The organism is Paraburkholderia sp. J41, from assembly GCF_905220235.1.
In the GTDB taxonomy this organism is placed as follows: Bacteria; Pseudomonadota; Gammaproteobacteria; order Burkholderiales; family Burkholderiaceae; genus Paraburkholderia.
This window is the reverse complement of the sequence record NZ_CAJMZE010000001.1, coordinates 123,380-149,790: the sequence shown is the minus strand read 5'-3', so window position 1 is coordinate 149,790 and position 26,411 is coordinate 123,380. Positions and strand designations below refer to the sequence as shown.

Genomic DNA, 26,411 nt, shown 5'->3' with positions numbered 1-26,411 from the left:
ACATCATGCAATTTCGCACCACCCTGTTGACCGTCGCGGCCGCTGCCGCCGTGCTCGGCAGCGCTTCGGCGCACGCCCAGATCGCGGGCGCGCAACCGCTCAGCGTGAGCGTCGAACAGTCGCAGGCGCTGCTCGAAGGCTGGAGCGTGAAAAAGAGCGTGCTCGGCAAGGCCGTGTATAACGACGACAACGCGAAGATCGGCACGGTGCGCGATCTGATCGTCGCGCCGGACGGCTCGGTTTCGGCCGCGATCGTTTCGGCGGGCGGCTTCCTCGGCGTGGGCTCGCACGACGTGGCCGTGCCCATCGCATCGCTCGACGTGCGCCAGGGCAACCTCTATTTGCCGGGCGCGACCAAGGACGCGCTCAAGGCCACGCCCGCGTTTCAGTACGCGAAGATCCAGTCGCCGCCCAAGCCGAAGAAGGTCGAGAAGCAATAACGCGCGAAGTTGCGGTACAAAGCCGGGCCATGCGATCTCGTTTGCGCATGGCCTGTTTTTTTTTAAGGCCGTAAAACACGCGAAAAAGTCACGTTCTTCAACAGTCTTGCGCGATTCGCGCCGCGTGCGCGGGCGTGTGACATGACCTGAATCGTGCGCGGGCCTGAAAACCCGAATCGCGGCAAAGTATCAAAAAACGCGGTGCTACATTCGTCGGCTCAACCGTTGACTCACTACAACAGCGAAGGAGCATCAGAATGTCACCGATCAAAACCGCCATTGCCTGCGCGCTCGGCGCGAGCCTCGTCGGCTTGGGCGCATGCGGGGGCTTGCAGAACCTCGATCCCAACGCGGCCGTTTCCGCCGGCTCGAATCTCTTCAAGGCCGCTTCGCTTTCCGACGGCGACATCGTCACGCTCTCGAACGAGGCGTGCAAGACGAGCGACGCGCAATCGAGCGTGGCCGCCTCGAACAGCGCCTATGGGAAGCGCCTCGCGCGCGTGATGAGCGGCTTCGGCGACATGACGCTCAACGGCCAGAAGATCGACTACAAGGTCTACGTGACGAAGGACGTCAACGCGTGGGCGATGGGCAACGGCTGCGTGCGCGTCTATACGGGCCTCATGGACATGATGAACGACGACGAATTGCGCGGCGTGATCGGCCATGAAATGGGCCACGTGGCGCTCGGTCATACGAAGAAGGCAATGCAAACCGCGTATGCGGTGAGCGCGGCGCGCACGGCGGTGGGCGCGGCGGGCAATTCGATGGTGACTTCGCTCAGCACCTCGCAACTCGGCGACGTCACGGAGAAGTTCATCAACGCGCAGTTCTCGCAGTCGCAGGAAAGCGCCGCCGACGATTATTCGTTCGATATGCTAAAGAAAAAAGGCATGAACGAGAAAGGCCTGGTCACGGCGTTCCAGAAGCTCGCGACCATCGACGGCGGCCAAAGCTCGATGATGAGTTCGCATCCGTCCTCGCCGAGCCGCGCGGCGCATATCGAAAGCCGCATCAAGAAGGAAGGCTGATCCAGCAAAGCCGGGTTCGGCCGCCGCCGCCATCGTGTACAGTTCGCTTACCTTTTTCGAACGCGCATCACGCAACGCAGCGGCGGCCCATGATCAGACTGGAAGACCTCGTCATCTTCATCAGCGCGGCGGATAGCGGCAGTCTTTCCGCCGCCGCTCGCCAGCTCGATCTCACGCCCGCCGTGGCCAGCGTCGGGCTCAAGCGCCTCGAAACCGAACTCGGCACGCGCCTGCTCGCGCGCTCCACGCGCAGCTTGCGGCTCACGCCCGACGGCGAGCGCTACCTCGAATACGCGCGCAACGTCATCGAACAAGTGGAAGCGGGACACGCCGCCGTGGCGCATGGGCGCTCGACGATCGGCGGCACGGTTTCGCTTTCGATGCCCTCCGATCTCGGCCGCAACGTGCTGGCGTCGTGGCTCGACGAATTCCAGACGCGGCATCCGGCCGTCGCCTTGCAGGTGCGCATCGGCGACCACGTGGCGGACATGTTTCGCGCGCCCATTGCCGTGGCGATCCGCTATGGCGTGCCCGAGGATTCGACGCTCGTGGCGCTGCCGCTCGCGCCCGCGAACCGCCGCGTGCTGGTGGCGTCGCCGGCCTATTTCGCGCGCCACGGCCGCCCCGAAACGCCCGCCGATCTCGCACGCCACAACTGCCTGCGCTTCGCGCTGAGCGACCGCCTGCACGACCGCTGGACCTTCTGGCGCGGCGACGAAGCCACGGTGGTGAGCGTTCACGGCAACCGCAGCAGCGACGACAGCGAACTCGTGCGGCGCTGGGCCGTGGCGGGGCACGGCGTTGCGTACAAATCGCGGCTCGACGTGCATGCCGATCTTCAGGCCGGGCGTCTTGTCACCGCGCTCGATGCGTATCAGGGCGAAGGCGCGCCGCTGCATCTCGTGTGCGCGCATCGCGCCATGCTTTCGCCCACGGTGAACGCGTTGCGGGATCTGCTGCGCGAGCGCATCGACGGCTGGCTCGCGTAGACGATGGGCGGGGCGGGCGCCGCCTGAATCCAAGGCGCCGGCGCGTGAAAAAGCGCGCACGATCGCGCGTGCAGCGACGGAAAATGCGCGCCCATGCTCTTCGCTTCGTTACGTGCCGCGAGGAAAACGCGGCGTCCGCACGCGTAACGAAGATAAAACGCGGCCGCGCGCATAACGAAGAAACACGCGCGCCTGCTCGCACATCGACAAAACATGCGCTCACGCCCGCAGCGAGCAAAAACGCGCCCCTAGGCGCAGCGCGGCCGAAAACACGCGCCCGCGTATTTAATGGCAGACTCGCGAACGCGATTTCCACAACGCGATTTCCACAACGCGATTCGAACCAGGAGAAACGACCATGAGCACCCAGAACATCGTAGCGATCATCGTTGCCGCCCCCGAGCACGCCGCGACTGTCGCGCAAGCGCTCGAAGAAGCCGTGCATGCCGTGCGCAAGGAGCCGGGCTGCGAGCAATACGACCTGCATCGCGACCGCGCGAATCCGAACCGCTTCGTGATGATCGAGCGTTGGCGCGACGAAGCCGCAGTGCGCGCGCACGGCACGGGCGAGGCGCTTCAAAAGCTCGGGGCCGTGCTGAAAACGCGCGCGACGCTCGACGTGGTGAATCTCGACCCGGTGGCGTGACCCGCGTGCGGGTCGGAACGCGCAATCGCCGGTGTTCGCGAGCGTGACGAAGGCGCCGCTCAGCGTGGGCTAAGGCCCGAGAACACGCCGCAAAAACGGCAAGGCGCCGGCCATTGCCGGCGAGGCCTTGCGATCGGTGCAAACGTTGTCAGAAACGGTGTGTGCGCACCGAATTCACGACTCGCCGGAGGCGGTCGCAGTCGCGGTCGTGACGGTGCAACGGTGCGCGTTCATGGAGCCGATGACGCGGGAACCGGCGTGGCGCGTCGATCAATGCCGCGCCGCCGCGCGTTCGCCCACGAAACACGGATTGCGCCAGTTGGGCGCGACGCCCATGAAGTCGTCGAAATAGGCAATCGCGATCGACGGCTCCTCAAGCAGATTTTCGCGCAACGACTGCCACACCTTGATATTGCCGAGCTTCGCGCCGGCCGCGACGATCTCCCCGCATTCCTGCGCGATGACCTTGCGCACGAGGTCGACGCAAAAGTGCGTGAGCGCGTAGCCTTCGGGCCACCATTGCGCGATGGCGTCGCCGGTTGGACCGGAACGCCGCGCCGCGCCGCTCTCCACGCTCGGCAGCGTATGCACGGCATGGTGGCGCAGCAGTTCGGCAAGCAGCGCGCCGCACAGAAACTGATAATAGTCGCGCGCGTTGCGATGCCGGTGCGATTCGGCGCTTTCGAGCACCTGCGTCCACGCGAAAAACGCGCGCGTGACGGCGCGATCGCTCGTTTCGAGCGAGACGCCCTGCGCCGCGCAAACGTCGCGGCACGCGTCGGCGAGCAAAGCCTTGAACGACGAAAGCCGCGTTGTGGCCTGCCAGGCATTGGGCGCGCGGCTGCGCGCACTCGCGTATTCCTGAAGCATGTCGGTTCCTCGCTCGATGCGCGATTCAAAGGTATTTGACGATGCGCGCGAATTCTTCCTGCAAGGCGTCCTGCGCGTTGGGCGCGCCGAGCAGGCCGCGCAGGCGCGACTCGCGGCTGCCGACGATATCGCCCGCGAGATGCAGCGTGCCGTCGGCGTCGGCGGGCAGCGCTTCGGGGCACACGGCCTTCGCGCAACCGATCACGCCGAGCAGCACAAACACGTACGCGTTGGGTTCCGCGATGAGCCACCAGGGCGCGATCACGTCGGGCAATTCGTCGAAGCGCGCGCTGCGGATCGGGTGCTTTTCCACGAGCGCGAGCGTGAGCGCGGCGAAAGTGCGCGTCGCGTCGCGCAGCGTTTCGTCGGGGCCGCTCACCACCGCGTGCGGCGGCGCGGGCGGTTTCTCGTGCCGCTCGCAGAACTCGGCCAGCGCGTCGTTGATGCGATGCTCGAAGATCAGCACGTCGCGCGCGCCGGCGTCCAGGATGAAGCGCTTGGCCGCTGCGTAATAGATCGACGCGTAGCTGCGCACGCGCTTGCCTTCGCCGTGATCGAGCAGCAGGCGTTCGAGATCGACGTCGACGTGAACCGGCAGCTTCCAGTGATCCTGCAACGGCGGAATGGCCTGGCCCGCGTAGTTTTCGGCGGTTTCGATGAGGGTGTCGGCGATCTGGCCGACCGAGCCGAGAAATTGCGGCAACGGCCTCGGAAAGCTGCCGTGCGGCGTGGGCACGCTGGCCGCCGCCGACTCCGATCCGGGCACGTTGCGCGCCGTGTAGCGCAGTTGCCGCGCGCAGTCCACCAGCGCGAGCCGCACCTGATTCAGATCCGGCGCGATACGGAGAGGGATCAAGGATTTGGCTTCCATGGCAACCTCGAACGTGCAACATTTGCAGTTAAGATAGCACAATTGTTCACTTTCAAACCTCACTGAGAACCGGGGGAAACCAGGGTGCCGAGAGCAACCAGCAAGCCGCGCGACGACGACCTGGACGAACAGAATCCCGCGCGCCGGCTGCGTTTGCGCGCCGCGTGGATGTACTTCGTCGAAGAGATGACGCAGCAGGAAATCGCGCAGCGGCTCGGGGTGGGGCGCGTGACCGTCGTGCGGCTGCTGGCCGCGGCGCGCGAGCGCAACGAAGTGAAGATCGTGATCGGCGACCGGCTCGCGGAATGCGTCGAACTCGAGCGCCTGCTCGAGGAGCGCTTCGGCATTCAGGAGGCCATCGTCGTGCCGCTTTCGGCGCGCGGCGCGGACGCCACCGGGCCGGTGAGCGCGGCGGCGGGCGAATACGTTTCGTCGATGGTGCGCTCGAACATGAAGATCGGCGTGGGTTGGGGCCGCACGCTCATCAGCTCGCTTTCGTACATGAGCGAGCGGCCCGTGGACAACGTTTCGGTGGTGTCCATGCTCGGGGGCATCATGAAGGCGCGCCACTTCAATCCCGCCGAATTCGCGTGGCGCTTCGCCACGCTCTATCAAGCCGACTGCTATCTGATGACGGCGCCGCTCGTGGTGGACAGCCCGCAAACGCGCGCCACGCTGATCGAGCGCTGCGGCCTGAACGACCTGTTCGAGATGGCGCGCACGCTGGACGCCGTCGTGACGAGCGCGGCCGGCATGGGCGTGGACGCCACGTCGCACCGCTCGCGCCTCATCAGCGACGAAGACCGCGAATCGCTTATCAAGGCGGGCGCCGTGGGCGACATGCTGTTCAACTTTCTCGACGCCGAAGGCCGTCTCGTCGATCACCCGATCAACGAGCGCGTGATGTCGGTGCCGCTCGACATTCTCAAGCAGGTGCCGCAGCGCGTGCTCGCGGCGGGCGGCGCGAGCAAGGTGCGCGCCATTCTCGCGAGCCTGCGCGTGCTCAAGCCCACCACGCTCATCACCGACCAGTACGCCGCCGTCGACGTGCTCAAGCTCGTCGCTTAGCCGCACACTTTTAAGGCGCGCGGCGGCTTTTCCCGGCGCGGCGCGCTTCTCCCTTCCCCGCATTCGTCCGACAAAACGCGTCTTTTTCACGCGTTCGCGCCGCTTCGCGCCCCGTTTTTGCCGATCTCCGAACTTTCCCTGGGAACGCGTCTTTCGCGCCCGCCGCGCTTGTCCTTGATTGAACAAAGCGCTATTGTAAAAAACAAATGTGCATGATTCATCGCGGCGCGGCACCGGTTCGAAGCCATTCGTCGACGCCCGCGCGCCCTTCATCTCAGGAGATATCGCCGATGCTGAACATCACTCCCAGCGGCCTCGCGGCCGACCTCGAGGCTCGCGCGCGGTCGGGCAAGCCTATCCGCATCGGCCTGATCGGCTCGGGCGAAATGGGCACCGACATCGTCACCCAGGTGCGGCAGATGCACGGCCTCGAAATCGGCGCCATCGCCGACTTGCGCGTGGAGGCCGCGTGCGACGCGGTGCGCGTGGCGCGTCAGGCCGACGAGGGGTATCGCGTGGCGCAAAGCGGCGCGGCCATTTCGCAGGCGATCGAGGCCGGGCAGATCGCCGTTACGCAGGACGCGGCGGCCATTTGCACGCACGAGCGCATCGACGTGGTGATCGACGCCACCGGCAAGCCCGCCGTGGGCGCGCAGATCGGCCTGCTCGCGATGGAGCACGGCAAGCATCTCGTGATGATGAACGTGGAGGCCGACGTGACGATCGGCGCGTTCCTGCGGCGCGAGGCGGAGCGTCTGGGCGTGGTGTACACGCTGGGCGCCGGCGACGAGCCGAGTTCGACGCTGGAGCTGATCGAGTTCGTGAGCGCGCTCGGCTATCCGATCGTCGCGGCGGGCAAGGGCAAGAACAATCCGCTCAACGTGGACGCCACGCCGGACGACTACGCAGCCGAGGCGAAGTCGCGCAACATGAACCCGCGCATGCTCGTGGAGTTCGTGGACGGCTCGAAAACCGCCGTGGAGATGTGCGCGATCGGCAACGCCACCGGTCTCGTGCCCGACGTGCCCGGCATGCACGGCCCGGCCGCGACGCTCGACCAGTTGCATCGCGTGCTGTGCCCGGTCGCGGAAGGCGGCGTGCTGAGCCGCAAGGGCGTGGTCGATTATTCGATCGGCAAGGGCGTGGCGCCGGGCGTGTTCGTCGTGGCGGAGCTCGCGCACCCGCGTTTGCGCGAGCGCATGCACGACCTCAAGCTCGGCCCCGGCCCGTACTACACCTTCTATCGTCCGTATCACTTGACGAGCCTCGAAGTGCCGCTTTCGTGCGCGCGCGCCGTGCTCTACGGCAAGGCCGACATGCGGCCGCTGCCCGTGCCCGTGGCGGAAGTCTGCGCCGTGGCCAAACGCGATCTCAAGCCCGGCGAGAAGCTCGACGCGATCGGCGAATACACCTACCGCGCGTGGGCGATGAGCGTGGCGGACGCGCTCGCGCAAGGCGCGCTGCCCTGCGGCCTGCTCGAAGGCGGCGTGGTGAAGCAGCCGGTCGGGCGCGGCGAACTGCTCACGCAGCAGAACTGCGCCGTGGATGCGAACGCGCCCATCGTGCAGTTGCGCCGCCGCCAGGACGAGATGGTGCTGGGCGCGCGCCGCGCCGCGGCCTGACCACCGCAGCGAGGAGCGAACCATGGCGGACCTGGCAGACAAGATCGAACCCGCGAGCGCCGCGCGCGCCGTCTATGCGCGCGTGCCGGGGGCGGCGCTGCGCGAGGCGCTGCGCAAGATGTATCTCGTGCGCCGCTTCGAGGAGAGCGCGGAACAGGCCTACATGCGCGGGCTGATTCACGGCACGATGCATCTGTCGATCGGGCAGGAGGCGTCGGCCATCGGCATGACGATGCTGCTCACCGACGCCGACTACATCACCTCGACGCACCGCGGCCACGGCCACTGCATCGGCAAGGGCGCGGACCCGAGGCGCATGTTCGCCGAATTCTTCGGCAAGGAAACCGGCTATTGCCGCGGGCGCGGCGGCTCCATGCACATCGCCGACGTGAGCCGCGGCAACCTGGGCGCGAACGGCATAGTCGGCGGCGGACTGCCGATCGCCGTGGGCGCGGCGCTTTCCGTCAGGAAGCAGAAGCGCGACGCCGTGGTGGTGTGCTTTTTCGGCGACGGCGCGAACAACGAAGGCGCGTTCCACGAGTCGCTCAATTTCGCGGCCATCTGGAAGCTGCCCGTGATTTTCGTGTGCGAGAACAACCGCTACGGCATGTCGATGTCGGTGGAACGCTCGACGGCCGTGGGCCACATCGCGCAGCGCGCCGCGGCCTACGCCATGCCCGGTGTGACCGTGGACGGCAATCGTCTCGGCGACGTGCTCGCCGCCGCCGAAGCCGCCATCGCGCGCGCGCGCGGCGGCCAGGGCCCGACGCTGATCGAGTGCGAGACCTACCGCATTCGCGGCCATTCGAGAAGCGACCGCAACCGCTATCGCACGCGCGAGGAAATCGAGGCGTGGGGCGCGCGCGACCCCATCGGCATTTTCGAGCGCGAGTTGCTCGAAGCCGGCCTGATCGACCGCGCGGGCATCGAAGCGACGCGCGCCGCCGTGGAGCAGGAAATCGAACAAGGTCTCGCGTTCGCGCAGGAAAGCCCCGCGCCGCAAGTGAGCGAACTCACGCGCGACGTCTACACCGAAACCCAGGAAGGCGCCCATGAGTGACACGACTGCCGAGCCGCGCGAACTCACCTACGCGCAGGCGATCAACGAAGCGCTCGCCATCGCGCTCGAACGCGACGAGCGCGTGTTCCTGATGGGCGAGGACATCGGCGTGTATGGCGGCGCGTTCCAGGTGACGGGCGATCTTTACCAGCGCTTCGGCGGCGACCGCGTGATGGATACGCCGATCTCCGAACTCGCGGGCGCGGGCATTGCCGTGGGCGCGGCGTTGACGGGCTCGCGCCCGATCTACGAATTCCAGTTCTCCGATTTCGCGACGCTCGCGATGGAGCAGATCGTCAACCAGGCCGCAAAGATGCGCTACATGCTGGGCGGCGGCGTGTCGGTGCCGGTGGTGATGCGCTTTCCGGCGGGCTCGGGCACGGGCGCGGCGGCGCAGCACAGCCAGAGCCTCGAAGCGTGGTTCGCCCACGTGCCCGGCCTGAAAGTGGTGCAGCCGAGCACGCCGCACGACGCGAAAGGCTTGCTGCTGGCGGCGCTCGAAGACCCCGATCCGGTGATGATTTTCGAGCACAAGCTGCTCTACAAGAGCAAGGGAATCGTACCCGAAGGCTATTACGTCGAACCGCTCGGCAAGGCGGTGGTGCGGCGCGAGGGACGCGACGCCACGCTCGTCGCGACTTCGATGATGAGCGTGCGCTCGCTCGAAGCGGCGCAAACGCTGGCGGCCGAAGGCATCGACGTGGAGGTGATCGACCTGCGCAGCCTGCGCCCGATCGACCGCGACGCCATCGTGCGCAGCGTGCGCAAGACCGCGCGGCTCGTGTGCGTGTACGAAGGCGTGCAGCAGCTTGGCATCGGCGCAGAGATTTCGGCGATCGTGAGCGAGGGCGAGGCGTTCGATTATCTCGATGCGCCCATCGTGCGGCTGGGCGGCGCGGACTGCCCGCTGCCGTACAACCCGCAGCTCGAAAAGGCGGCGGTGCCGCAGGTGGACGATATCGTAGAGGCCGTGCGGCGGCTCGTGCGCGGGAGGATTTGAGATGCCGACCGAGGTGATTCTGCCGCGCGTGGACATGGACATGACCGAGGGCGCGATCACGGCGTGGCACGCACAGGACGGCGATTCGGTCAGGCAGGGCGCGCCGCTGTTCGACATCGAAACCAGCAAGGCGACGATGGAAGTGGAAGCGCCCGCCACGGGCGTCGTGCGGCAGATCGCGGCGGGCGTGGGCGAGACGGTGCCGGTGGGCACGGTGATCGCGTGGATTTACGCGAGCGGCGAGGCGCTGCGGGAGCCGGCGGGCGCGGCGGCGCGTGCCGAGGATGCCGGTGGCGAACGAGCGCGCGTCGAACGGGCGGCGGTTGCGCGCGAAGCCGCCGAAGCGTATGCGGTACATGAGGCGTATGAAGCGCACGAGGCGCACGAAGCGCACGAGGCGCACGAAGCACACGAAGCACACGAAGCACACGATTACGCAGACGGCGAAGTACGCCAAAACGCACCCGACAACGCGCCCGCCGCGCGCGAAGCCGCCCACGGGAGCGCGCCCGCCGGCGCGCAACCGGCCGGGCTGCGCGCGACGCCCGCCGCGCGGCGCGTGGCGCGCGAGCGCGGCATGGCGCTCGACGGCGTGCGCGGTTCCGGACCGCACGGCCGCATCGGTTGTGCGGACGTGCTCGCGGCCCTGCAACCCGTAGCGCCCGCGCCGCTGCAAGCAGCAAGGAGCGCGCTCAACCGCATCTGGCTGCAACGCGGCGAGGCGGCGACGCTCGTTTGCCTGCACGGTTTCGCCGCCGAGGCCAATAGCTGGCGGCCGCTCTACCGCGCGTTGCGCGCGGGCGGCTTCGCGCGCGATCTGGGCGTGCTGGCGATCGACTTGCCGGGCCACGGCAAGAGCCCGGCCGACGACGCGCTGTCGCTCGACCGCACCGTGGCGGCGCTCGCGGCCGTGCTGGACGAAGAACGCGTGCATGCCTGCCACCTCGTCGGGCATTCGTTCGGCGGCGCGCTGGCCATCGCGCTGGCCGCGTCGCAGCGCGCGAACGTGCAGTCGCTTACGCTGGCGGCGCCTGCCGGCCTTGGCGCGCGCTGCGACTGGGCGGTGCTCCACGGCTTGACGCAGGCCGCCGACCGGACGACGCTCGCACGCTGGCTCGGGGAACTCGTCGCGCGGCCGGACCATATCGACGAAGGTTTTGTCGCCAGTGCGCAGCAGCAGGTGTCGAGCGAAACGAAGCGCGCGACGCTGGCCGCCATCGCCGAAACCTTTTTCCCGGACGGCCGCCAGACGCTCGACCTGCGCGCCGTGCTCGCGGCGCTCGCCATGCCGGTGCGCGTGGTATGGGGCGCGCAAGACCGCATCATGCCGATCGCCCACGCCGACGGCTTGCCGGGCCGCGTGGCGCAGCATCGTTTCGCGGACGTGGGGCACATGCCCCAACTGGAAGCGGCGGCGGACGTGGCGCTGATCGTCGGCGAGCCGTTGCGGCGGTGAGTGCAATGGCGTTTTCCCCGATGGGATCGGGTGGGCAAATGCATTAATAGAAGCGACTAAAGTTCGAATAGATAACGGCCGGCGGGAGCGGCGCGGGGCTCATGCGCGCCGCGCGTGCCGTGCGGCTGGGACTCGAGTAAGGTGAGCGCTGAAGCGCTGGCTCGCGGGTCGCCCGCCAGGAACAGGAGACAGGCCATGGAACTGGTTCGACTAGGACTGTTGTTGCTCGCCGCAATGTGGGCCATGCAGATCGCCGCGGCCTGGGTGCAAATGCGCTATTACCGCGACACCGTGCGGCGCACCGCGCAGCAATGGCATAGCGGCTATCTGGGCGTGGGCACCTTCAAGCGGCGTTTGGGGCCGGGCGCGGTTGCCATCGTCGTGATCGACTCTGCCGACGAAGGCGCCATGGTGCGCGAGGCGCTCAGCATGTCCGGCCTCTCCGTGTTCGCGCGCTTCAAGCCGCGCGCCGAACTGCGCAACGGCCCGGCCGGCGACTTCGCGCGGCGCCTTGCCGCCGCGAGGCTCGCGCCCGGCGCCAAACGCGCGCTCGCCAACGCCTTCGAGATCGCCTGCCGCACGGCCAGCGAGCGCGCGCGCGCCGCGCCGCCGCCCGCCCTGTAAGCGCCGCGAACGTCGCGAATGTTGCGAATGTTGCGAATGTCGTAAGCATCGTCGTCATGTTGGATGCAGGACGCAGCACGGTTGCACCGATGGATCACGCGGCGCGGCTTTCGGCGCCTATCTACACGGCAGTCCTCATCAGGAGAGCAGCATGGAGTTCCTCACGCACGCGGCCGAGGCGTTCATCGGCATCTTCAATGCCGGCGGCAAGACTTTCGTCGGTTTCGTCACCGGCATTCTCCCCACGCTGATCGTGCTGCTCACGGCCGTCTACACGATCATCGCGCTCGTGGGCGAGCAGCGCATTCAGGGCCTCGCCCGCTTCTTCTCGAAGAACATCATCACGCGCTACACGCTGTTGCCGCTGCTCGCCATGTTCTTCCTGACCAACCCGATGGCCTACACCTTCGGCGTGTTTCTCGAGGAGCGCCACAAGCCCGCGTTCTACGACTCGGCCGTGTCGCTCTGCCACCCGATCACGGGTCTCTTCCCGCACTGCAATCCGGGCGAACTGTTCGTCTGGCTCGGCGTGGCGGCGGGCATCACGAAGCTCGCCGAAACCAACGCGGCGCCGTTCTCGCTGCCGAAACTCGCGCTTTTTTACCTGGGCGTGGGACTGGTCGTGAATCTCATCAAGGGCGTGGTGACGGAAGCCATCACGCGCCTGATCGCGAAGCGCGAAGGCATCAAGCTCTGACTTCCGGCAACGACGCAACGACACAGCGGCGACACAGCGGCGACACAGCGGCGACACAGCGGCGACACAGCGGCGACACAGCAACACAGCGGCACGAGACATCGACAGAGAGAGACCGGCAAAACGGTCGAGGAGACAGACATGGACACGCGTACTTATCGAGCCGTTCGCGTTCAGAAGGGTGCGAACGGCTGGGGCGGCCCGCTCGTGATCGCGCCCACCGTCGAGCGCAACAAGATCGTTGCGGTGACGGGCGGCGACATTCCGAAGGTCGCGCACCGGCTCGCCGAGCTGACTGGCGCCACCGTCATCGACGGCTTTCACAATCCGCCGCTCGAATCCGAGATCGCGGCGGTGGTGATCGATTGCGGCGGCACGGCGCGCTGCGGCGTTTATCCGCGCAAACGCATTCCCACGATCAACCTCAGCCCGGTCGGCCAGTCGGGCCCGCTCGCGCAGTTCATTACCGAGGACATCTACGTTTCGGGCGTCGGCCTCGACAGCCTGCACGCGCTCGAGGACGGCGCAGGCGGCGAGCACGGCGAGAGCGGCGAGAGCAACGCGAGCGGCGGCGCGGCGGCCATGACCGGCGAGAGCGGCGCGCGCGCGGCCACGGCGGCCACCGGCAGCTTCAGCACGCCCGCGCGGGCGTCCGCCGCGCTCGCGGCCGCGGCCACGGCGCGCGGCGAAACCGAAGGCGCGCATTCGGGCGGCATCGTCGGCTGGATCACGGCGATCGGGCGCGGCATGGGCGGCGTCGTCAACATCCTCTTCAACAGCGGGCGCAAGTCGATCGACACGGTGATTCGCAACGTGCTGCCGTTCATGGCGTTCGTGACGATGCTGATCGGCGTGATCAATTCCACGGGCATCGGTTTGGGCCTCGCGCACGTGCTTTCGCCGCTTGCGGGTAACATCATCGGGCTCGTGATTCTTTCGGCGATCTGCGGCCTGCCGTTCCTCTCGCCCGTGCTCGGTCCCGGCGCCGTGATCGCGCAGGTGATCGGCGCCGCGATCATCGGGCCGGCCATCGGCAACGGCACGATTCCGCCGCATATGGCGCTGCCCGCGCTGTTCGCCTACGACACGCAAGTGGGTTGCGATTTCGTGCCGGTCGGCATGGCGCTCGGCGAGGCGAAGCCGGAGACGATTCGTATCGGCGTGCCCGCCGTGCTCATCAGCCGCCAGATCATGGGTCCGGTTTCGGTGCTCATCGCGTGGGTGGTGAGCTTCGCGCTGTAATTGGCGCGTGGATTCCGCCTGAGTTCCGACCATCAGCCTGGAGTGGAAAAGCCGTCATGAACTACTACAAGACCGTGATTTCGTCGATCGGAGAAGAAGTCGAGGCGCTGCTCGAAGGCGGCGTGCTGATCCTCTACTCGGACGGCGCGCCGCCCGAACTCGCGGAAGTCTCGGTGCTGCACCGCGTGGAGGCGGCGAGCAGCGACGTGCCGCGCATCGGCGCGCTATTGCGCATCGGCGAGGCGGCTGCGGTCGTGACCGCCGTGGGTCCGACCGCATGGAACAAGGTGAGCGAACTCGGGCACGTCGTCATCAACTTCAACGGCTCGCAAACGGCGGAACGCCCCGGCGAAATCTGCGCTTCGCAAATCGATCGCGACCGGCTTTTCAGCGGCATGAAAAACGGCACGGTGATCGAGATCGTCGACGCATGATGCCGACGTCGAGCGCGCAGCGCGGGCGGATAGTTCGTCATCCTTACTGAAATACGCGAGGCAATGCCATGCTGGAAACGCCGGTCATCGTCAAGGTACGCGAAGGGTTGCATGCGCGCCCCGCGACGCAGTTCGCCAAGCTTGCCAAGGGCTTTTCGTGCTCGCTGAAGATCGGGCGCGGCGAGTCGTGGGCGGACGCGAAAAGCGCGGTCAAGCTGATGCTGCTCGGCGTGAAGCAGGACGAGCGGATCGTGCTGCGCGCCGAAGGCGAGGACGAGCGCGAAGCCGTGGGCAAGCTCGCCGAATTTCTCGCCGATGCGAACGTGAGCGCGCCCGCGGTTGAACCGGCCGATGCACGAACGGATGCGCGCGCCGATGCAGAAGCGAATGCACAAGCAAGCGCAGAAGCTAGCGCACAGGCAAGCGCAGAAGCAATCGCACAAGCAAACGCACAAACAAACGCACAAACAAGCGCACAAGCGAATCCCGCCGAACGACGCGCGCTGAAAGGCGTGGCCGCGAGCGAAGGCGTGGCGTTCGGCGCGGTGTTCGCGTATTTTCGCGAGGAGATCGTCGCGGATCGGCAGTTCGTCGCGCCGCACGAAGTGGACAGCGAACTCGCGCGCTTCGGCGCCGCGCTCGAAGACACGTTGCGCGCGATGCTCGCGCCGCGCGAAGGCGCGCAATGCGACGACGAAACCGACGACGAAATCTTCGCCGCGATCGCCGACGTCGCGCGCAGCGACGACTTCGCGGGCGCGATCCGGACGCTCGTGGCGTCGCGCTGGAGCGCCGAAGCGGCCACGCTCAAGTGCGGGCTCGATCTCGCGGTGGCGTTCGCCACGTTGCCCGACGAATATCTCAAGAGCCGCGCCGACGACATTCGCGGCCTCACGCGCGCCGTGGCCGCCGCGCTGCTCGGCAAACCCGTGCCGTCGCTTTCCGGCTTGCCCGGCCCGAGCATCGTGATCGCGGAGGAACTGAGCGCGCCCGATCTGGCGCGCGCCGACTTGCGCCACGTGGCGGGCATCGTTTGCACCTCGGGCAGCGCGACCTCGCACGTCGCGATCATCGCGCGCTCGCACGGCATTCCGGCCGTGCTCGGCCTCGACGCGCATCACGACGCGCATCACGACGCATTGCGCGCCGCCACGCGCGCGGCCATCGACGGCGGCAGCGGCGAAGTCTGGCTCGACCCCGCGCCCGAACTCGAAGCGGCGATGAGAAGGCGCAGCGAAGCGCAACGCGAAGCGGACGCCGCGCTGCTCGCGTATCGCGACGTCGAGCCGCGCACGCGCGACGGCCGCCCGATTCTGGTGGCCGCGAACCTAGGCAGCGTGGGCGAAATCGAACCGGCGCGCTGCGCGGGCGCGATGGGCGTGGGCCTCTTTCGCACGGAACTGCTGTTCATGGACCGCCAGTGCGTGCCCGGCGAGGACGAGCAATATGCCGTGTACGCCGAACTCGCGAGCGCGTTCGCGCCTTGGCCCGTCATCATTCGCACGCTCGACGCGGGCGCGGACAAGCCGCTGCCCGGCGTGCGTTTTCCGAAAGAAGAGAATCCGTTTCTCGGCTGGCGCGGCATTCGCATGTGCCTCGACAGCCCCGCGATTTTCGAGCCGCAGTTGCGTGCGCTGCTGCGCGCGGCGGTACACGGCAATCTTCGCGTGATGCTGCCGATGGTCGACGACGTGGACGAAGTGCGCCGCGTGAAGGCGATCATGGCGCGCGTCGCGACCGAACTCGCGGCGGCGAACGTTCCGCACGCGCTGCCGCAACTCGGCATCATGGTCGAAACGCCGGCCGCCGTGCTCACGGCGGACGCGCTCGCGCGCGAGGTGGCGTTTTTTTCCATCGGCACGAACGATCTCACGCAGTACATCATGGCCGTGGACCGCATGAACCCGAATCTCGCTTCGCTTTATCGCACCGATCACCCGGCGGTGCTGCAAGCGATCCGCATGGTGTGCGGCGCGGCGCGGCGCGCGGGGATCGGCGTGGGCGTGTGCGGCGAGGCGGCTTCGCGGCCGGAGCTGATTCCGGCGCTGGTGAATCTGGGCGTCGACGAACTGAGCATGAGTCCGCAGGCCATCCTGCGCGCCAAAAAGTGCGTGACGGAAATCGAGCCGGCGCCCGCCGCGCCGGCGCTGCCCGAGCGCGTGTGCAGCGACGAATAGCGGCGCATTGCAACGAACGGCGCTTGCCGAAGCGGCCGGGGTTCACGCCGCGTAAGACCCCGTAAAGCCGCGTAAGACCCCGTAAAGCCGCGTAAGACCCCGTAAAGCCGCGTAGCCGCGTAAAGCCGCGTAGCCGCGTAAAGCCACAAGAACCGCAAGAACCGCAAGAGCCGCAAGAGCCGCAAGAGCCGCAAGAGCCGCAAGAGCCGCAAGAGCCGCAAGAGCCGCAAGCGGCACAAGCGCCCGCGATTCACGCGCCCGGTTCAAAACTGCGGATCGGCGGCCTGCGCTTCCTTCACGAGCCACTGCCCGAACGCGCGCATGGCGGGCGTCGCGGCTTTTGCCTTTTGCCACGTCAGCCAGTAGCTGCCCGCTTGCACGTCGATATCGAACGGGCGCACGAGCCGCGCCGCCGCCAGGTCTCGCTCGAACATCGAAGCGGGCGCGAGCGCCACGCCCGCGCCTTGCATGGCGGCTTCGGCCATCAATCGCGACGAATCGAACACCGGCCCGCGCACGGGACGCGGCGGCAACTGCGCGGCTTCGAACCAGAGCGCCCAGTCGTCGGCGCGATAGGAACGCAGCAGCGCCTCGTTCGCGAGATCGGCGGGCGTATGCAGACGCTGCGCGATCTCGGGCGCGCACAGCGCCGACAGCGGCGCGTCGAACAGCTTCGAGGCGCGCGAACCGGGCCAGGTGCCGTCGCCGAAACGGATTGCGAAATCGAGCCCTTCCGCCGCGAGATCGACAAGATTGTTGTTCGTCATGATGCGCAGCTCGACGAACGGATGCGCCTCGCGAAACGACTTCAGGCGCGGCATCAGCCAGCCCACGGCAAACGTGCCCACGGCGCCCACGCTCAGCACCTCGTGAAAGTGACCGCCTTCGAATTGACGCAGCACGGCTTCGATGCGGTCGAACGCGTCGCTCAGAACGGGGCGCAGCGCGAGCCCTTCGTCGGTGATCGCGAGGCCGCGCGGCAGGCGCTTGAACAGCGTCGCGCCCAGCCGTTCTTCCAGCGCGCGCACCTGCTGGCTCACGGCCGCCTGGGTCACGTTGAGTTCGACGGCCGCGCGCGTGAAGCTCAAATGCCGCGCCGACGATTCGAACGCGCGCAACGCATTGAGGGGCAGATACGGACGCATGATCGAGCCGAAAGTTTTTCTGGGGGATGGCGCAATTTAACATCGTTTGCGCGGATAACACGACGGCGCGATAGTAGGCGCTCCATAAGGAGACTTCATGATCACACGGCGTAGATTCACCATGACGATGCTGGGCGGTGCGATAGCTGGCGTTGCGGCTCAGGCATTCGCCCTGGAAAGCGCGCAAGGCGCGGCGCTGGAAAAGCAGCTCGCGCAGATCGAAGCGCGGACGGGCGGCCGCCTTGGCGTGGCGATCCTCGACACGGCAAACGGGCGCGTGCAGGGCTGGCGGCTCGATACGCGCTTTCCGATGTGCAGCACGTTCAAGGTGCTGCTCGCTTCGGCGGTGCTCGCGCGCAAGGATCGCGGCGAGGAGAGCCTCGCGCGCCGGATCGTTTATGCGAAGGCGCAGGTGGTCCCGTACTCGCCCTTGAGCGGTCCGCGCGCGGGCGGCGAGGGCATGACCGTGGCCGGGTTGTGCGAGGCCGCGCTCACGCGCAGCGACAACACCGCCGCGAACCTGCTGCTCGAAAGCATCGGCGGGCCGGGCGCGGTGACTGCGTTCGCGCGCTCGCTCGGCGACCCGCATACGCGTCTCGACCGCAACGAAACCACGCTCAACGAAGCGCGCGAAGGCGACCCGCGCGACACGACCACGCCCGCCGCGATGGTCGCGGACCTGCGCGAGCTGCTGCTGGGCGAGCGTCTTTCCACGGCGTCGCGCGAACAGTTGATCGCGTGGCTCGTCGCGAACCAGACCGGCGACGCGCGTTTGCGCGCGAGCTTGCCGAAGGACTGGCGCGTGGGCGACAAGACCGGCACCGGCGACAACGGCACCGCGAACGACATCGCCATCCTCTGGCCGCCGCAACGCGCGCCGTTGCTCGTGACCGTGTATCTCACCCGCGCGACGCGCGCAACGCCCGCCGAACGCGACGCCGCCATCGCCCAGGTGGGCGCGCTGGTCGCGAGCCTGTAACCCGCGTTTTTTCGCATCAAGACGAACGATGGGATTGCGCGACGAAGGACGCGTGACGCGTGACGCCAACGGAGCGCGCAAAGCGAGCCGCCGCCGCGCCGCGACGCTGCCGGACCGCTTGCGAACCGATCGTTCGTTCTTCGCACTCGTTGCTTCCGGCGTTTTTCTTCGGCAGCGCTCATTCACGCCGCTTTTCCGCCAACCCGCTTACAGCGTGTAATTCTTTCCGCGGTGCCTCAATTTTTCCGCGCGATGGTCGAAATACAGTCGACCTTTTACTGCGGCGTGTTCATGTCCCTTCTTACCCGACTCAAAATTGGCCCGCGTCTTGGCGCGGCGTTCGCGATCGTGCTGCTGTTGCTGGGCGCCGTTGGCGGCATCGGACTCATCGAGGCGTCGCGCATTTTCGGCGGCACCACGCAGATCGGCGAAAACTGGCTGCCGAGCGTGGAGGCGCTGGGCAAGATGCGCAATCTCGCCGACGACGTGCGCCTCGCGTCCCTGCGCATGATCATCGTGGGCAACGGCGCGGACCAGGGCGCGCTGCACGATCGGCACGAACAGGACGCGAAGCAGTTCGCCGCGGCGCTCGACAGCTATTCGAAGCTCGTTTCGTCGCCCGAGGAGCGCAAGCTTTTCGACGATCTCGGCGTGGCGTGGCAACACTATCTCGACGACGACAGAAAGGTGGAAGCGCTCGCCAATTCGCCCGACGTCAATTCCGCGGATCAGCGCGTGGGCGTCACGACGGCGTCGGCGAAATCGTTCGAAGTCGCGCTCGACCTGATCGACCAGGACATCGCGCTCAATCACAGCGGCTCGGCGGCGCAGGTCGCCGACGCGAAGGCCGCATATGGCACCGCGTTCGCGTGGATCGCGTCGCTCACGGTGATCGCCATCGGCATCGGCGCGACGCTCGCGTTCTTCATCACGCGCTCGATCACGCGTCCGATGGCGCTTGCCGTGGAAGTGGCCGAAACCGTCGCGCGCGGCGACCTCACGGCGCGCATCGAAGCGCAAGGCCGCGACGAAGCGGGCCAGTTGCTGCTGGCGCTGCGCCACATGAACGAGCGTCTCGTCGATCTCGTGGGCCGCGTGCGCACGAGCAGCGAAGGCATTGCAACGGCCGCCGCCGAAATTGCCGCGGGCAACACCGATCTGAGCCAGCGCACCGAGGAGCAGGCCGCTTCGCTCGAGGAAACGGCGGCGAGCATGGAGCAGCTCACGGCCACCGTGAAGCAGAACGCCGACAACGCCACGCAAGGCAACACGCTCGCGGGCCAGGCGTCGCAAACGGCCACGCGCGGCGGCGACGTGGTGGGCCGCGTGGTGGACACGATGCGCGACATCTCGCACAGCTCGGAGCAGGTGGCGCAGATCATTTCGGTGATCGAAGGAATTGCGTTCCAGACCAACATTCTGGCGCTCAACGCGGCCGTGGAAGCGGCGCGCGCGGGCGAGCAGGGCCGCGGCTTCGCGGTGGTGGCGGGCGAAGTGCGCACGCTCGCGCAGCGCAGCGCGAGCGCGGCCAAGGAGATCAAGGATCTCATCACCGTGTCGGTCGAGCGCGTGAACAACGGCACGGCACTCGTGGACGATGCGGGCCGGACGATGAGCGAGATCGTGCAGTCGGTGAAACGCGTGGCCGACTTGATGAACGAGATTTCGGCGGCGTCGGGCGAACAGCGCACCGGCATCGAGCAGGTCAACACGGCCGTCACGCAGATGGACGAAGTCACGCAGCAAAATGCGGCGCTCGTCGAGCAGGCTTCGGCGGCGGCACAGTCCATGTCGTCGCAGGCGGCCGCGTTGCGCGAACTGGTTTCGGTGTTCAACATCGGCACGGCGGCGGCGAAAACGGCGGCGCCCGCCTTCGCCGCGCCGGCCGCCGCCACGGCGGCGCGCAAGCCGGCGCCCGCGCGGCCCGCGCCCCAACGCGCGGGCGCCGTCGCGGCGCCGAAGCCCGAACGCCGCGAGCCCGCTGTCGCGACGTCGGATCAGGATTGGGAAACGTTCTAGGCGCGGCGGCGCTGCGCCGTTGCATTGCCTGAAACGGCAACGCCCCCGCGGGTTCGCCCCGCCGGGGCGTTGCCGTTTCCGCGCGCCGCAACACGCGCCCGCAAAACGCGCCGCAACATGCCGCGCAGCGCGGGCTACAGCACGCCGAGCGTCGACTTCGGTTCGAGAAACGCTTCGAGCCCGAACCTGCCGTATTCGCGCCCGATGCCCGACTGCTTGAAGCCGCCGAACGGCGCGGCCGGCTCATGCGCGAGCGTGTTGACGAGCACGCGCCCGGCTTCGATGCGCGCGGCCACTTCGCGTGCGCGGTCGGTGCTGGCGGAAAGCACGTACGCTTGCAGACCGTAGTGCGTGTCGTTGGCGATCTCGACGGCATGGTCGGTGTCGCGATACGCGATGATCGACAGCACCGGCCCGAAGATTTCCTCGCGCGCGATGGTCATGTCGTTCGTCACGTCGCTGAACACGGTCGGGCGCACGAACCAGCCTTTTTCGACGCCTTCGGGACGATGCAAACCGCCCGCGAGCACGCGCGCGCCTTCGTCGATGCCCGCGCGAATGTAGCCTTGCACGCGTTCCCATTGCTTGCGACTCACCATCGGCCCGACGCTGGTGCGCGCGTCGCGCGGATCGCCCGCGTGGATCTGCGCGACGGCTTCCACCACGCGCGCCTCGAATTCGGCCAGACGCGCGTGCGGCACGAGCAGGCGCGTGCCCGCGATGCATGCCTGGCCGCTGTTCATGAAACCCGCCTGCAAGGCGAGCGGCACGGCGGTGTCGAAGTTCGCGTCGTCGAGCACCACGACGGGCGACTTGCCGCCGAGTTCGAGCGTCACGCGCTTGAGCGTTTCCGCGGCCGTGCGCAGGATCGTCTTGCCGACGGCGGTGGAACCGGTGAACGAGAGCTTCGCCACGCCGGGATGCGCGGCGATGCGCGCGCCCACGGTTTCGCCGCGGCCCGTGACGATGTTGAACACGCCCGGCGGCAAGCCGGCTTCGTGCAGCGCCTCGGTTACGATGCGCGTTTGCAGCGCGCTCATCTCGCTCGGCTTGACGACGGCCGTGCAACCGGCGGCGATCGCCGCCGCAAGCTTGCCGCAGATAAAGCCCGCGTTGCTGTTCCACGGCGTGATGAGGCCCGCCACGCCCAGCGGCTGCATGGTCACTTCGGCCGTGCCCGCGCGGCGCGTGAACGCGTAGCCTTCGAGCACGTTCGCCGCGTCGCGCAGCACGCTGGCCGCGTGCTGCGCCATCCAGCGACCGCGGGAAACCGGCGCGCCGTATTCCTCGACGATCGCTTCGAAAAGCGCGTCCTCGCGCGCGGCCACGGCGTCGTGAAGGCGCATGAGCATGTCGATGCGCGCACGTTTGCCGAGGCGCGAAAACGCCGGAAAAGCGCGTGCGGCGGCGGCGACGGCGGCGTTCGCGTCGTCGGCGCCGGCAAGCCGCACGCGGCCGATCACGGCTTCCGTGGCGGGATTGAAGAGATCGAACCATTCGTCGCCGTGCGGCGTGACGAAGGCGCCGTCGATATAGACCGTGTCGATGATGTGCATGGCTGCTCCGCAAAACGTGAACCGGTGTCCGCACGATAGACGCCGGCGATTGCGTTGACTAGCCGTACAATGCGGGATGTCCTGTTGAACGATTTCGAACAATGAAAACTTCGGGCCTGCTGGAGCTGGAAGCGGTGCTGGCCGTGGCGCGGCGGCGCAGCTTTCGCGCCGCCGCCGACGAGTTGAGCGTTTCCACTTCGGCGCTCAGTCATTCGGTGGCGGCGCTCGAAGCGCGCGTCGGCGTGCGGCTTTTTCATCGCACCACGCGCAGCGTCTCGCTCACGGAAGCGGGCGCGCAATTCGTGGCCAACGTCGCGCCCGCGCTCGCGACCATTCGCGACGCGCTGGAGCAGGCCGGCAGTTTGGCCGAAACGCCTTCGGGCACGCTGCGCATCAACACTTCGGTGGGCGCGGCGCGCCAGGTGATGCCGGTGCTGATCGCGTTTCTCCGGCGTTATCCGCAGATGCAACTCGATCTCGTGACCGAAGGGCGTCTGATCGACATCGTCGTGGAAGGGTTCGACGCGGGCATTCGACTCGCGGAAATCGTGCCGCAGGACATGATCGCGGTTCCGTTCGGCGACCGGCAGCGTTTCGCGGTCGTTGGGAGTCCGGACTATTTTTCGCGCTACCCCAAACCGCGCACGCCCGCCGATCTGAAAGCGCACCGCTGCATCCGCAGCCGCATGCCGAGCGGCGCGATCTATCAATGGGAATTCGAGCGGCGCGGGCAAGCCGTGCGCATCGACGGCGAAGGCGCGCTCACGCTCGACGAACCCAATCTCATGCTCGAAGCGGCGCGCGCGGGGTTGGGCCTCACCTACCTCACCGAATGGAACGTGAACGCGGACCTGCAAGCGGGCACCCTCGTACGCGTGCTCGAAGACTGGACGCCGCCGCTCGACGGGCTGTGTCTTTACTACCCGGGCCGCCGCCATGTGCCGGCGGGTTTGCGCGCGCTGATCGAGACGATTCGCGAATACGCCGATTCGCGCCGCAAGGGCGCGCCGGTCAAGCGTGGCGCCGTGGCGAAAAAAGCGACGCGCACCTCGGCGCGTGCATTGTCGCGAAAGCAGCGCTGAAAATTTTTCGCGCAAGGGGCTTCAAAAATACGAAAAGTCCCGATAGAATTCCGGTCCTTCGTGCCTGGGTGGCGAAACGGATAAACCCGTATCGACCCGAGCCCTGGCTGATCCAGTTATCCGCAACGCGGGGCGACGTGCGTCCCGCTTGCTTGCAGTGCCGACGTGGTGAAATTGGTAGACACGCTATCTTGAGGGGGTAGTGGCGAAAGCTGTGCGAGTTCGAGTCTCGCCGTCGGCACCAAAGCTGATTCCGGCAAGCATTGCCGAAGATAAAACCCGCGAGAGCCGTATAGGCTGCGCGGGTTTTTTATTGGCTTGCGCGGCTGCGTTTTACCGGCTCGTGAGACCGCTTGCCTTTCCCGCACGCACGGTGCATGGTAGCGACGCCGATCGTCGACGTTCAGATCGACGTTAAGGTCAACGCCCGCCCGGAGCGCGCTCATGTCCCTCATTCTCTACGGTCATCCGTTTTCTTCGTACACGCAGAAAGTGCTCGTCGCGCTTTACGAGAACGGCACGCCTTTCGCGTTTCGCGGCCTCGCGCCGGAAACGCCGCAGCACTTCGCGGAGATGTTGCGTCACTGGCCGATGCGCAAGTTTCCCGTGCTCGTGGACGGCGACCGTTCGCTCGCCGAAAGCAGCATCATCATCGAATATCTGCAATTCGCGCATCCGGGGCCGGTGCGGCTTTTGCCCGACGACCCCGCGAATCCGCTCGGCACGCTCGACGTGCGTTTTCTCGACCGCTTCTTCGACCTGCACGTGATGACGCCGATGCAGCGCGCGGTGGACGGCGCGCTATCGGGCGACGCCGCGAAACGCGCGGACGGTCTCGCCTATGCCGCCGAAAAGCTCGAACTTGCCTACGCGTGGCTCGAAGCCCATTTCGCCGACAAAACTTGGGCGCACGGCGCGGCATTCACGCTTGCCGATTGCGCCGCCGCGCCCGCGTTGTTCTACGCCGATTGGGTACATCGCATCGGCGAAAACCATGCGGCGTTGCGCGCGTATCGCGAGCGTCTGCTCGCGCGGCCGTCGTTCGCGCGCGCCGTGGAAGAGGCGCGCCCGTACCGCTCGCTGTTTCCACTGGGCGCGCCGGCGCGCGATTGATCGAGCACGCGCGACACGCTCGAACAGCACGCGCGCTCGGCACGCTCAATCGAAATATCGGCGCACTCAACCGACCGGCGTTTCGCCCTCGCCGGGTTGCTTGCCCGGACGATCGGAAGGCGCCTGCTTGCGGTCCTTGTCCTCGCGCTCGGGCATGGCGCTGCGCGAGTCGTCGCTGTGCTTCGGCGGCTGCGGGTGTTTGAGCTCCTCCGGCAGCTCGGCGGGCTTTTCGTTTTGCTGCTCGTTTTGCGCGTCGTCGTGCTTTTGCTCGTTCTGGCTCATCGTTCGTCTCCCGTTGCGGAAAGCTTCCTTCGAGCGCAAGCGCCGCGCCTGAACGAGCGCGCGCCGCTTAGCCGCGCTCCTTCAGGCGCTGACGATGCGCGGCCACTTTCGCGCGGTTGCCGCAAACCGCCATGCTGCACCAGCGGCGCGCGTGGCCGCGTGTGTGATCGGCGAACAGCATCGTGCAGCGGTGTCCTTCGCACGCCTTCACGTGCGTGAAGTCCTCTTCGCAGACGAGTTTGGCCAGCGCCTCGGCAATCGGCATCAACAGCGCCTCGGGCGCGCGCCAGCGCCGCGCCACGCGGTAAGTCAACGCCGCGCCTTCGCCGGCGCTTTCCACGCGCTTCACGATTTCCCCGTAGCGCTCGTCGCGCGCCAGCAGCGCGTTGAGCGGCACGAGTTCGCGCATGTCGCTCGCGGCGAGCGGCCGGCCCTTGCGTCGGCGCACGAATTCGCGAAACCACTCGCGCAATTCGCGCGCTTGCGCGGCAACGGCGTCGAATTCGGCGGCCGGGAACCGCGCGCGCAACGCCGCAAGCGTCTCGCCGGACGCCATGCCCGCCTGGCCCAGCCAGTCGAGCAAGCCTTCGCCATTGGCGATCCAGTCGAAAGGCTCGTCGGCGGGCGTGGCGATCGAGTTCAGGAAGTCGAGTCCGGCCGAGTCGGCGACGAACATCGCGGGTTGCGGGCGAAATTCCATGAGAAAGCGGGGAAGTGGCGTCGATGGTTAAATCGTAACCGTCAAAAACGTTGTTGACAAGTTACATGCGCCGCTTGTAACCTTCATTCGTCGATTTGATGGTTACACATGCCGATCAAACCGCTCGATTCGATGCGCTCGATCCATCCGCCGGATGGAACGTCATCGCTCATTTGCTATCGTCCAGGGAGCCGCCACCATGACCGCCATCACCTACCGTCGCGCCGACGTCGACGGGTTCAACGTGTTCTATCGCGAAGCCGGCCGCGCCGGCGCGCCAAAGCTGTTGCTGCTGCACGGCTTTCCCAGTTCGGGTCATATGTTTCGCGATCTGATTCCGCGGCTCGCCGACCGTTTCCATATCGTCGCGCCCGATCTGCCGGGCTTCGGCCAGTCGGATCTGCCGGATCGCAGCGAATTTGCGTATACGTTCGAGAACATGGCGAAGGTGATGGGCCGCTTTACCGAGGTGATCGGCTTCGATCGCTTTGCGATGTACGTGTTCGACTACGGCGCGCCCACGGGCTTGCGGCTCGCGCTGAATCACCCCGAGCGCGTCGCGGCGATTATTTCGCAGAACGGCAACGCTTACGAAGAAGGCTTGAGCGACGGCTGGAACCCCATTCGCGCGTACTGGCAGGACGCGACGCCGGCCAACCGCGACGCGCTGCGCGCCATGCTCGCGCGCGAGGCGACGATCTGGCAATACACGCACGGCGTGCCCGACGCAGCGGCGGTTTCGCCCGACGGCTGGGCGCTCGACGACTACTACATGGGCCGCCCCGGCGCGCACGATATCCAGCTCGATCTGTTTCGCGACTATCGCAGCAACGTCGCGCTGTATCCCGCGTTTCAGGCGTATTTCCGCGCGCACCGGCCGCGCTTTCTTGCGGTGTGGGGCAAGAACGATCCGTTCTTCCTGCCCGCGGGCGCCGAGGCGTTCAAGCGTGATCTGCCCGAAGCCGACGTGCGCTTTTTCGACACCGGACACTTCGCGCTGGAAACGCACGCGGGCGAGATCGCGCAGGCGATCGGCGAATTTCTTGCGTAGTGGAATGATAGGAGCCGAGCGTTTGAGACGCCGGCTCGATAACGGTCGTCCTTATCGCTCGCATGAGATTTCATGACGCCGCAGCGGCTCCGGCGTTGCGCCGTGACGGCATGATCCGTCGCGGCGCGTGGCCGTTCGCGCATCGGTTCGCGTATCGGTTCGCGCACGGATAAGCGGCGCGGCAAAGCCCGGCAAACGGCGGCGCGCGCCGCGACGGCTGCGCGTCTCGTCGCGCGGGCCGCGCCGGACGCATTACA

25 protein-coding genes and 1 tRNA gene are annotated in these 26,411 nt (G+C 67.1%); 20 read left to right on the top strand and 6 right to left on the bottom strand.

The features are described 5' to 3' along the window. Positions 1-5 precede the first annotated feature (5 nt). The 4 genes from U5805_RS00695 to U5805_RS00680 all read left to right on the top strand — a co-directional run bounded on the left by U5805_RS00695 (position 6) and on the right by U5805_RS00680 (position 3,106). Complete coding sequence (locus U5805_RS00695; RefSeq protein ID WP_322101502.1) at positions 6-440, top strand: PRC-barrel domain-containing protein; 435 nt, start codon at positions 6-8, stop codon at positions 438-440. A gap of 257 nt (positions 441-697) precedes the next feature. After that, complete coding sequence (locus tag U5805_RS00690; RefSeq protein WP_322101501.1) at positions 698-1,471, top strand: M48 family metalloprotease; 774 nt, start codon at positions 698-700, stop codon at positions 1,469-1,471. An 89-nt stretch (positions 1,472-1,560) separates the two neighbouring features. Next, positions 1,561-2,460: a LysR family transcriptional regulator gene (locus U5805_RS00685; protein WP_322101500.1), complete on the top strand. Its 900-nt coding sequence runs from the start codon at positions 1,561-1,563 to the stop codon at positions 2,458-2,460. Positions 2,461-2,818: 358 nt separating this feature from the next. Then, entirely contained in the window at positions 2,819-3,106 is a 288-nt protein-coding gene (locus tag U5805_RS00680; protein WP_322101499.1) for a putative quinol monooxygenase, read from the top strand. A 270-nt stretch (positions 3,107-3,376) separates the two neighbouring features. Here U5805_RS00680 and U5805_RS00675 read toward each other — a convergent pair whose 3' ends face one another. Together U5805_RS00675 and U5805_RS00670 are read right to left on the bottom strand one after the other, a co-directional pair. Further along, entirely contained in the window at positions 3,377-3,976 is a 600-nt protein-coding gene (locus U5805_RS00675; RefSeq protein ID WP_322101498.1) for a hypothetical protein, read from the bottom strand. Between the two features lie 25 nt (positions 3,977-4,001). Next, on the bottom strand, positions 4,002-4,847 hold the full coding sequence (locus tag U5805_RS00670) for a hypothetical protein (protein ID WP_322101497.1): 846 nt from the start codon (positions 4,845-4,847) through the stop codon (positions 4,002-4,004). Between the two features lie 84 nt (positions 4,848-4,931). On the opposite strand from U5805_RS00670, the gene U5805_RS00665 reads away from it, so the two are divergent. The 10 genes from U5805_RS00665 (at position 4,932) to ptsP (ending at position 16,227) form a co-directional block, all read left to right on the top strand. Further along, on the top strand, positions 4,932-5,915 hold the full coding sequence (locus tag U5805_RS00665) for a sugar-binding transcriptional regulator (protein ID WP_322101496.1): 984 nt from the start codon (positions 4,932-4,934) through the stop codon (positions 5,913-5,915). Between the two features lie 290 nt (positions 5,916-6,205). After that, positions 6,206-7,537: a homoserine dehydrogenase gene (locus U5805_RS00660; protein WP_322101495.1), complete on the top strand. Its 1,332-nt coding sequence runs from the start codon at positions 6,206-6,208 to the stop codon at positions 7,535-7,537. A gap of 22 nt (positions 7,538-7,559) precedes the next feature. After that, positions 7,560-8,597 (top strand): thiamine pyrophosphate-dependent dehydrogenase E1 component subunit alpha, encoded by a 1,038-nt coding sequence (locus U5805_RS00655; protein WP_322101494.1) that lies wholly within the window; start codon positions 7,560-7,562, stop codon positions 8,595-8,597. Further along, positions 8,590-9,597, top strand: a complete 1,008-nt coding sequence (locus tag U5805_RS00650; protein ID WP_322101493.1) for an alpha-ketoacid dehydrogenase subunit beta — start codon at positions 8,590-8,592, stop codon at positions 9,595-9,597. Before U5805_RS00655 ends, U5805_RS00650 begins: the two co-directional genes overlap by 8 nt. Before the next feature lies 1 nt (position 9,598). Continuing rightward, positions 9,599-11,053 (top strand): acetoin dehydrogenase dihydrolipoyllysine-residue acetyltransferase subunit, encoded by a 1,455-nt coding sequence (locus tag U5805_RS00645; RefSeq protein WP_322101492.1) that lies wholly within the window; start codon positions 9,599-9,601, stop codon positions 11,051-11,053. A 195-nt stretch (positions 11,054-11,248) separates the two neighbouring features. Beyond that, positions 11,249-11,677, top strand: a complete 429-nt coding sequence (locus U5805_RS00640) for a transcriptional regulator GutM (RefSeq protein ID WP_322101491.1) — start codon at positions 11,249-11,251, stop codon at positions 11,675-11,677. Between the two features lie 151 nt (positions 11,678-11,828). Further along, positions 11,829-12,374 (top strand): PTS glucitol/sorbitol transporter subunit IIC, encoded by a 546-nt coding sequence (locus U5805_RS00635; RefSeq protein WP_322101490.1) that lies wholly within the window; start codon positions 11,829-11,831, stop codon positions 12,372-12,374. A gap of 141 nt (positions 12,375-12,515) precedes the next feature. Next, on the top strand, positions 12,516-13,616 hold the full coding sequence (locus U5805_RS00630; protein WP_322101489.1) for a PTS glucitol/sorbitol transporter subunit IIB: 1,101 nt from the start codon (positions 12,516-12,518) through the stop codon (positions 13,614-13,616). Positions 13,617-13,672: 56 nt separating this feature from the next. After that, the gene (locus tag U5805_RS00625; RefSeq protein WP_322101488.1) at positions 13,673-14,050 is read left to right on the top strand and encodes a PTS glucitol/sorbitol transporter subunit IIA; all 378 of its coding nucleotides are present in this window, start codon (positions 13,673-13,675) and stop codon (positions 14,048-14,050) included. Positions 14,051-14,118: 68 nt separating this feature from the next. Next, positions 14,119-16,227, top strand: a complete 2,109-nt coding sequence (ptsP, locus tag U5805_RS00620; RefSeq protein ID WP_322101487.1) for a phosphoenolpyruvate--protein phosphotransferase — start codon at positions 14,119-14,121, stop codon at positions 16,225-16,227. A 263-nt stretch (positions 16,228-16,490) separates the two neighbouring features. Here ptsP and U5805_RS00615 read toward each other — a convergent pair whose 3' ends face one another. Then, a complete protein-coding gene (locus U5805_RS00615) occupies positions 16,491-17,372 on the bottom strand; it encodes a LysR family transcriptional regulator (RefSeq protein ID WP_322101486.1) in 882 nt (293 codons plus the stop codon). Positions 17,373-17,499: 127 nt separating this feature from the next. Here U5805_RS00615 and bla point away from each other — a divergent pair, with 127 nt between their 5' ends. Further along, positions 17,500-18,351, top strand: a complete 852-nt coding sequence (gene bla / locus U5805_RS00610; RefSeq protein ID WP_415914518.1) for a class A beta-lactamase — start codon at positions 17,500-17,502, stop codon at positions 18,349-18,351. A 291-nt stretch (positions 18,352-18,642) separates the two neighbouring features. Further along, the gene (locus tag U5805_RS00605; RefSeq protein WP_322101484.1) at positions 18,643-20,370 is read left to right on the top strand and encodes a methyl-accepting chemotaxis protein; all 1,728 of its coding nucleotides are present in this window, start codon (positions 18,643-18,645) and stop codon (positions 20,368-20,370) included. A gap of 134 nt (positions 20,371-20,504) precedes the next feature. On the opposite strand, the gene U5805_RS00600 is transcribed toward U5805_RS00605, so the two are convergent. Continuing rightward, the gene (locus U5805_RS00600; RefSeq protein ID WP_322101483.1) at positions 20,505-21,926 is read right to left on the bottom strand and encodes an aldehyde dehydrogenase family protein; all 1,422 of its coding nucleotides are present in this window, start codon (positions 21,924-21,926) and stop codon (positions 20,505-20,507) included. Between the two features lie 101 nt (positions 21,927-22,027). On the opposite strand from U5805_RS00600, the gene U5805_RS00595 reads away from it, so the two are divergent. The 3 genes from U5805_RS00595 (at position 22,028) to U5805_RS00585 (ending at position 24,121) form a co-directional block, all read left to right on the top strand. After that, entirely contained in the window at positions 22,028-23,008 is a 981-nt protein-coding gene (locus U5805_RS00595) for a LysR family transcriptional regulator (RefSeq protein ID WP_322101482.1), read from the top strand. A gap of 159 nt (positions 23,009-23,167) precedes the next feature. Beyond that, positions 23,168-23,252, top strand: a tRNA-Leu gene (locus U5805_RS00590). A 200-nt stretch (positions 23,253-23,452) separates the two neighbouring features. Further along, entirely contained in the window at positions 23,453-24,121 is a 669-nt protein-coding gene (locus U5805_RS00585; protein WP_322101481.1) for a glutathione S-transferase family protein, read from the top strand. A gap of 66 nt (positions 24,122-24,187) precedes the next feature. Here the strand turns inward: U5805_RS00585 and U5805_RS00580 are convergent, their stop codons facing one another. After that, a complete protein-coding gene (locus U5805_RS00580) occupies positions 24,188-24,403 on the bottom strand; it encodes a hypothetical protein (protein WP_322101480.1) in 216 nt (71 codons plus the stop codon). A 67-nt stretch (positions 24,404-24,470) separates the two neighbouring features. Then, positions 24,471-25,103 carry a CGNR zinc finger domain-containing protein gene (locus tag U5805_RS00575; RefSeq protein WP_322101479.1) on the bottom strand — a complete coding sequence of 211 codons (633 nt, stop codon included), beginning with the start codon at positions 25,101-25,103 and terminating at the stop codon, positions 24,471-24,473. A gap of 199 nt (positions 25,104-25,302) precedes the next feature. Here U5805_RS00575 and U5805_RS00570 point away from each other — a divergent pair, with 199 nt between their 5' ends. Further along, complete coding sequence (locus U5805_RS00570) at positions 25,303-26,154, top strand: alpha/beta hydrolase (protein ID WP_322101478.1); 852 nt, start codon at positions 25,303-25,305, stop codon at positions 26,152-26,154. The last annotated feature ends 257 nt before the right edge of the window (positions 26,155-26,411 follow it).

Coding starts and splice junctions, on each gene's coding strand:
- U5805_RS00615 (WP_322101486.1), bottom strand. CDS start 17,372: ATGCGTCCGTATCTGCCCCTCAATGCGTTGCGCGCGTTCGAATCGTCG.
- U5805_RS00630 (WP_322101489.1), top strand. CDS start 12,516: ATGGACACGCGTACTTATCGAGCCGTTCGCGTTCAGAAGGGTGCGAAC.
- U5805_RS00695 (WP_322101502.1), top strand. CDS start 6: ATGCAATTTCGCACCACCCTGTTGACCGTCGCGGCCGCTGCCGCCGTG.
- U5805_RS00690 (WP_322101501.1), top strand. CDS start 698: ATGTCACCGATCAAAACCGCCATTGCCTGCGCGCTCGGCGCGAGCCTC.
- U5805_RS00570 (WP_322101478.1), top strand. CDS start 25,303: ATGACCGCCATCACCTACCGTCGCGCCGACGTCGACGGGTTCAACGTG.
- U5805_RS00675 (WP_322101498.1), bottom strand. CDS start 3,976: ATGCTTCAGGAATACGCGAGTGCGCGCAGCCGCGCGCCCAATGCCTGG.
- U5805_RS00650 (WP_322101493.1), top strand. CDS start 8,590: ATGAGTGACACGACTGCCGAGCCGCGCGAACTCACCTACGCGCAGGCG.
- U5805_RS00635 (WP_322101490.1), top strand. CDS start 11,829: ATGGAGTTCCTCACGCACGCGGCCGAGGCGTTCATCGGCATCTTCAAT.
- U5805_RS00685 (WP_322101500.1), top strand. CDS start 1,561: ATGATCAGACTGGAAGACCTCGTCATCTTCATCAGCGCGGCGGATAGC.
- U5805_RS00585 (WP_322101481.1), top strand. CDS start 23,453: ATGTCCCTCATTCTCTACGGTCATCCGTTTTCTTCGTACACGCAGAAA.
- U5805_RS00605 (WP_322101484.1), top strand. CDS start 18,643: ATGTCCCTTCTTACCCGACTCAAAATTGGCCCGCGTCTTGGCGCGGCG.
- bla (WP_415914518.1), top strand. CDS start 17,500: ATGCTGGGCGGTGCGATAGCTGGCGTTGCGGCTCAGGCATTCGCCCTG.
- U5805_RS00670 (WP_322101497.1), bottom strand. CDS start 4,847: ATGGAAGCCAAATCCTTGATCCCTCTCCGTATCGCGCCGGATCTGAAT.
- U5805_RS00580 (WP_322101480.1), bottom strand. CDS start 24,403: ATGAGCCAGAACGAGCAAAAGCACGACGACGCGCAAAACGAGCAGCAA.
- U5805_RS00680 (WP_322101499.1), top strand. CDS start 2,819: ATGAGCACCCAGAACATCGTAGCGATCATCGTTGCCGCCCCCGAGCAC.
- U5805_RS00625 (WP_322101488.1), top strand. CDS start 13,673: ATGAACTACTACAAGACCGTGATTTCGTCGATCGGAGAAGAAGTCGAG.
- U5805_RS00660 (WP_322101495.1), top strand. CDS start 6,206: ATGCTGAACATCACTCCCAGCGGCCTCGCGGCCGACCTCGAGGCTCGC.
- ptsP (WP_322101487.1), top strand. CDS start 14,119: ATGCTGGAAACGCCGGTCATCGTCAAGGTACGCGAAGGGTTGCATGCG.
- U5805_RS00575 (WP_322101479.1), bottom strand. CDS start 25,103: ATGGAATTTCGCCCGCAACCCGCGATGTTCGTCGCCGACTCGGCCGGA.
- U5805_RS00645 (WP_322101492.1), top strand. CDS start 9,599: ATGCCGACCGAGGTGATTCTGCCGCGCGTGGACATGGACATGACCGAG.
- U5805_RS00600 (WP_322101483.1), bottom strand. CDS start 21,926: ATGCACATCATCGACACGGTCTATATCGACGGCGCCTTCGTCACGCCG.
- U5805_RS00595 (WP_322101482.1), top strand. CDS start 22,028: ATGAAAACTTCGGGCCTGCTGGAGCTGGAAGCGGTGCTGGCCGTGGCG.
- U5805_RS00640 (WP_322101491.1), top strand. CDS start 11,249: ATGGAACTGGTTCGACTAGGACTGTTGTTGCTCGCCGCAATGTGGGCC.
- U5805_RS00655 (WP_322101494.1), top strand. CDS start 7,560: ATGGCGGACCTGGCAGACAAGATCGAACCCGCGAGCGCCGCGCGCGCC.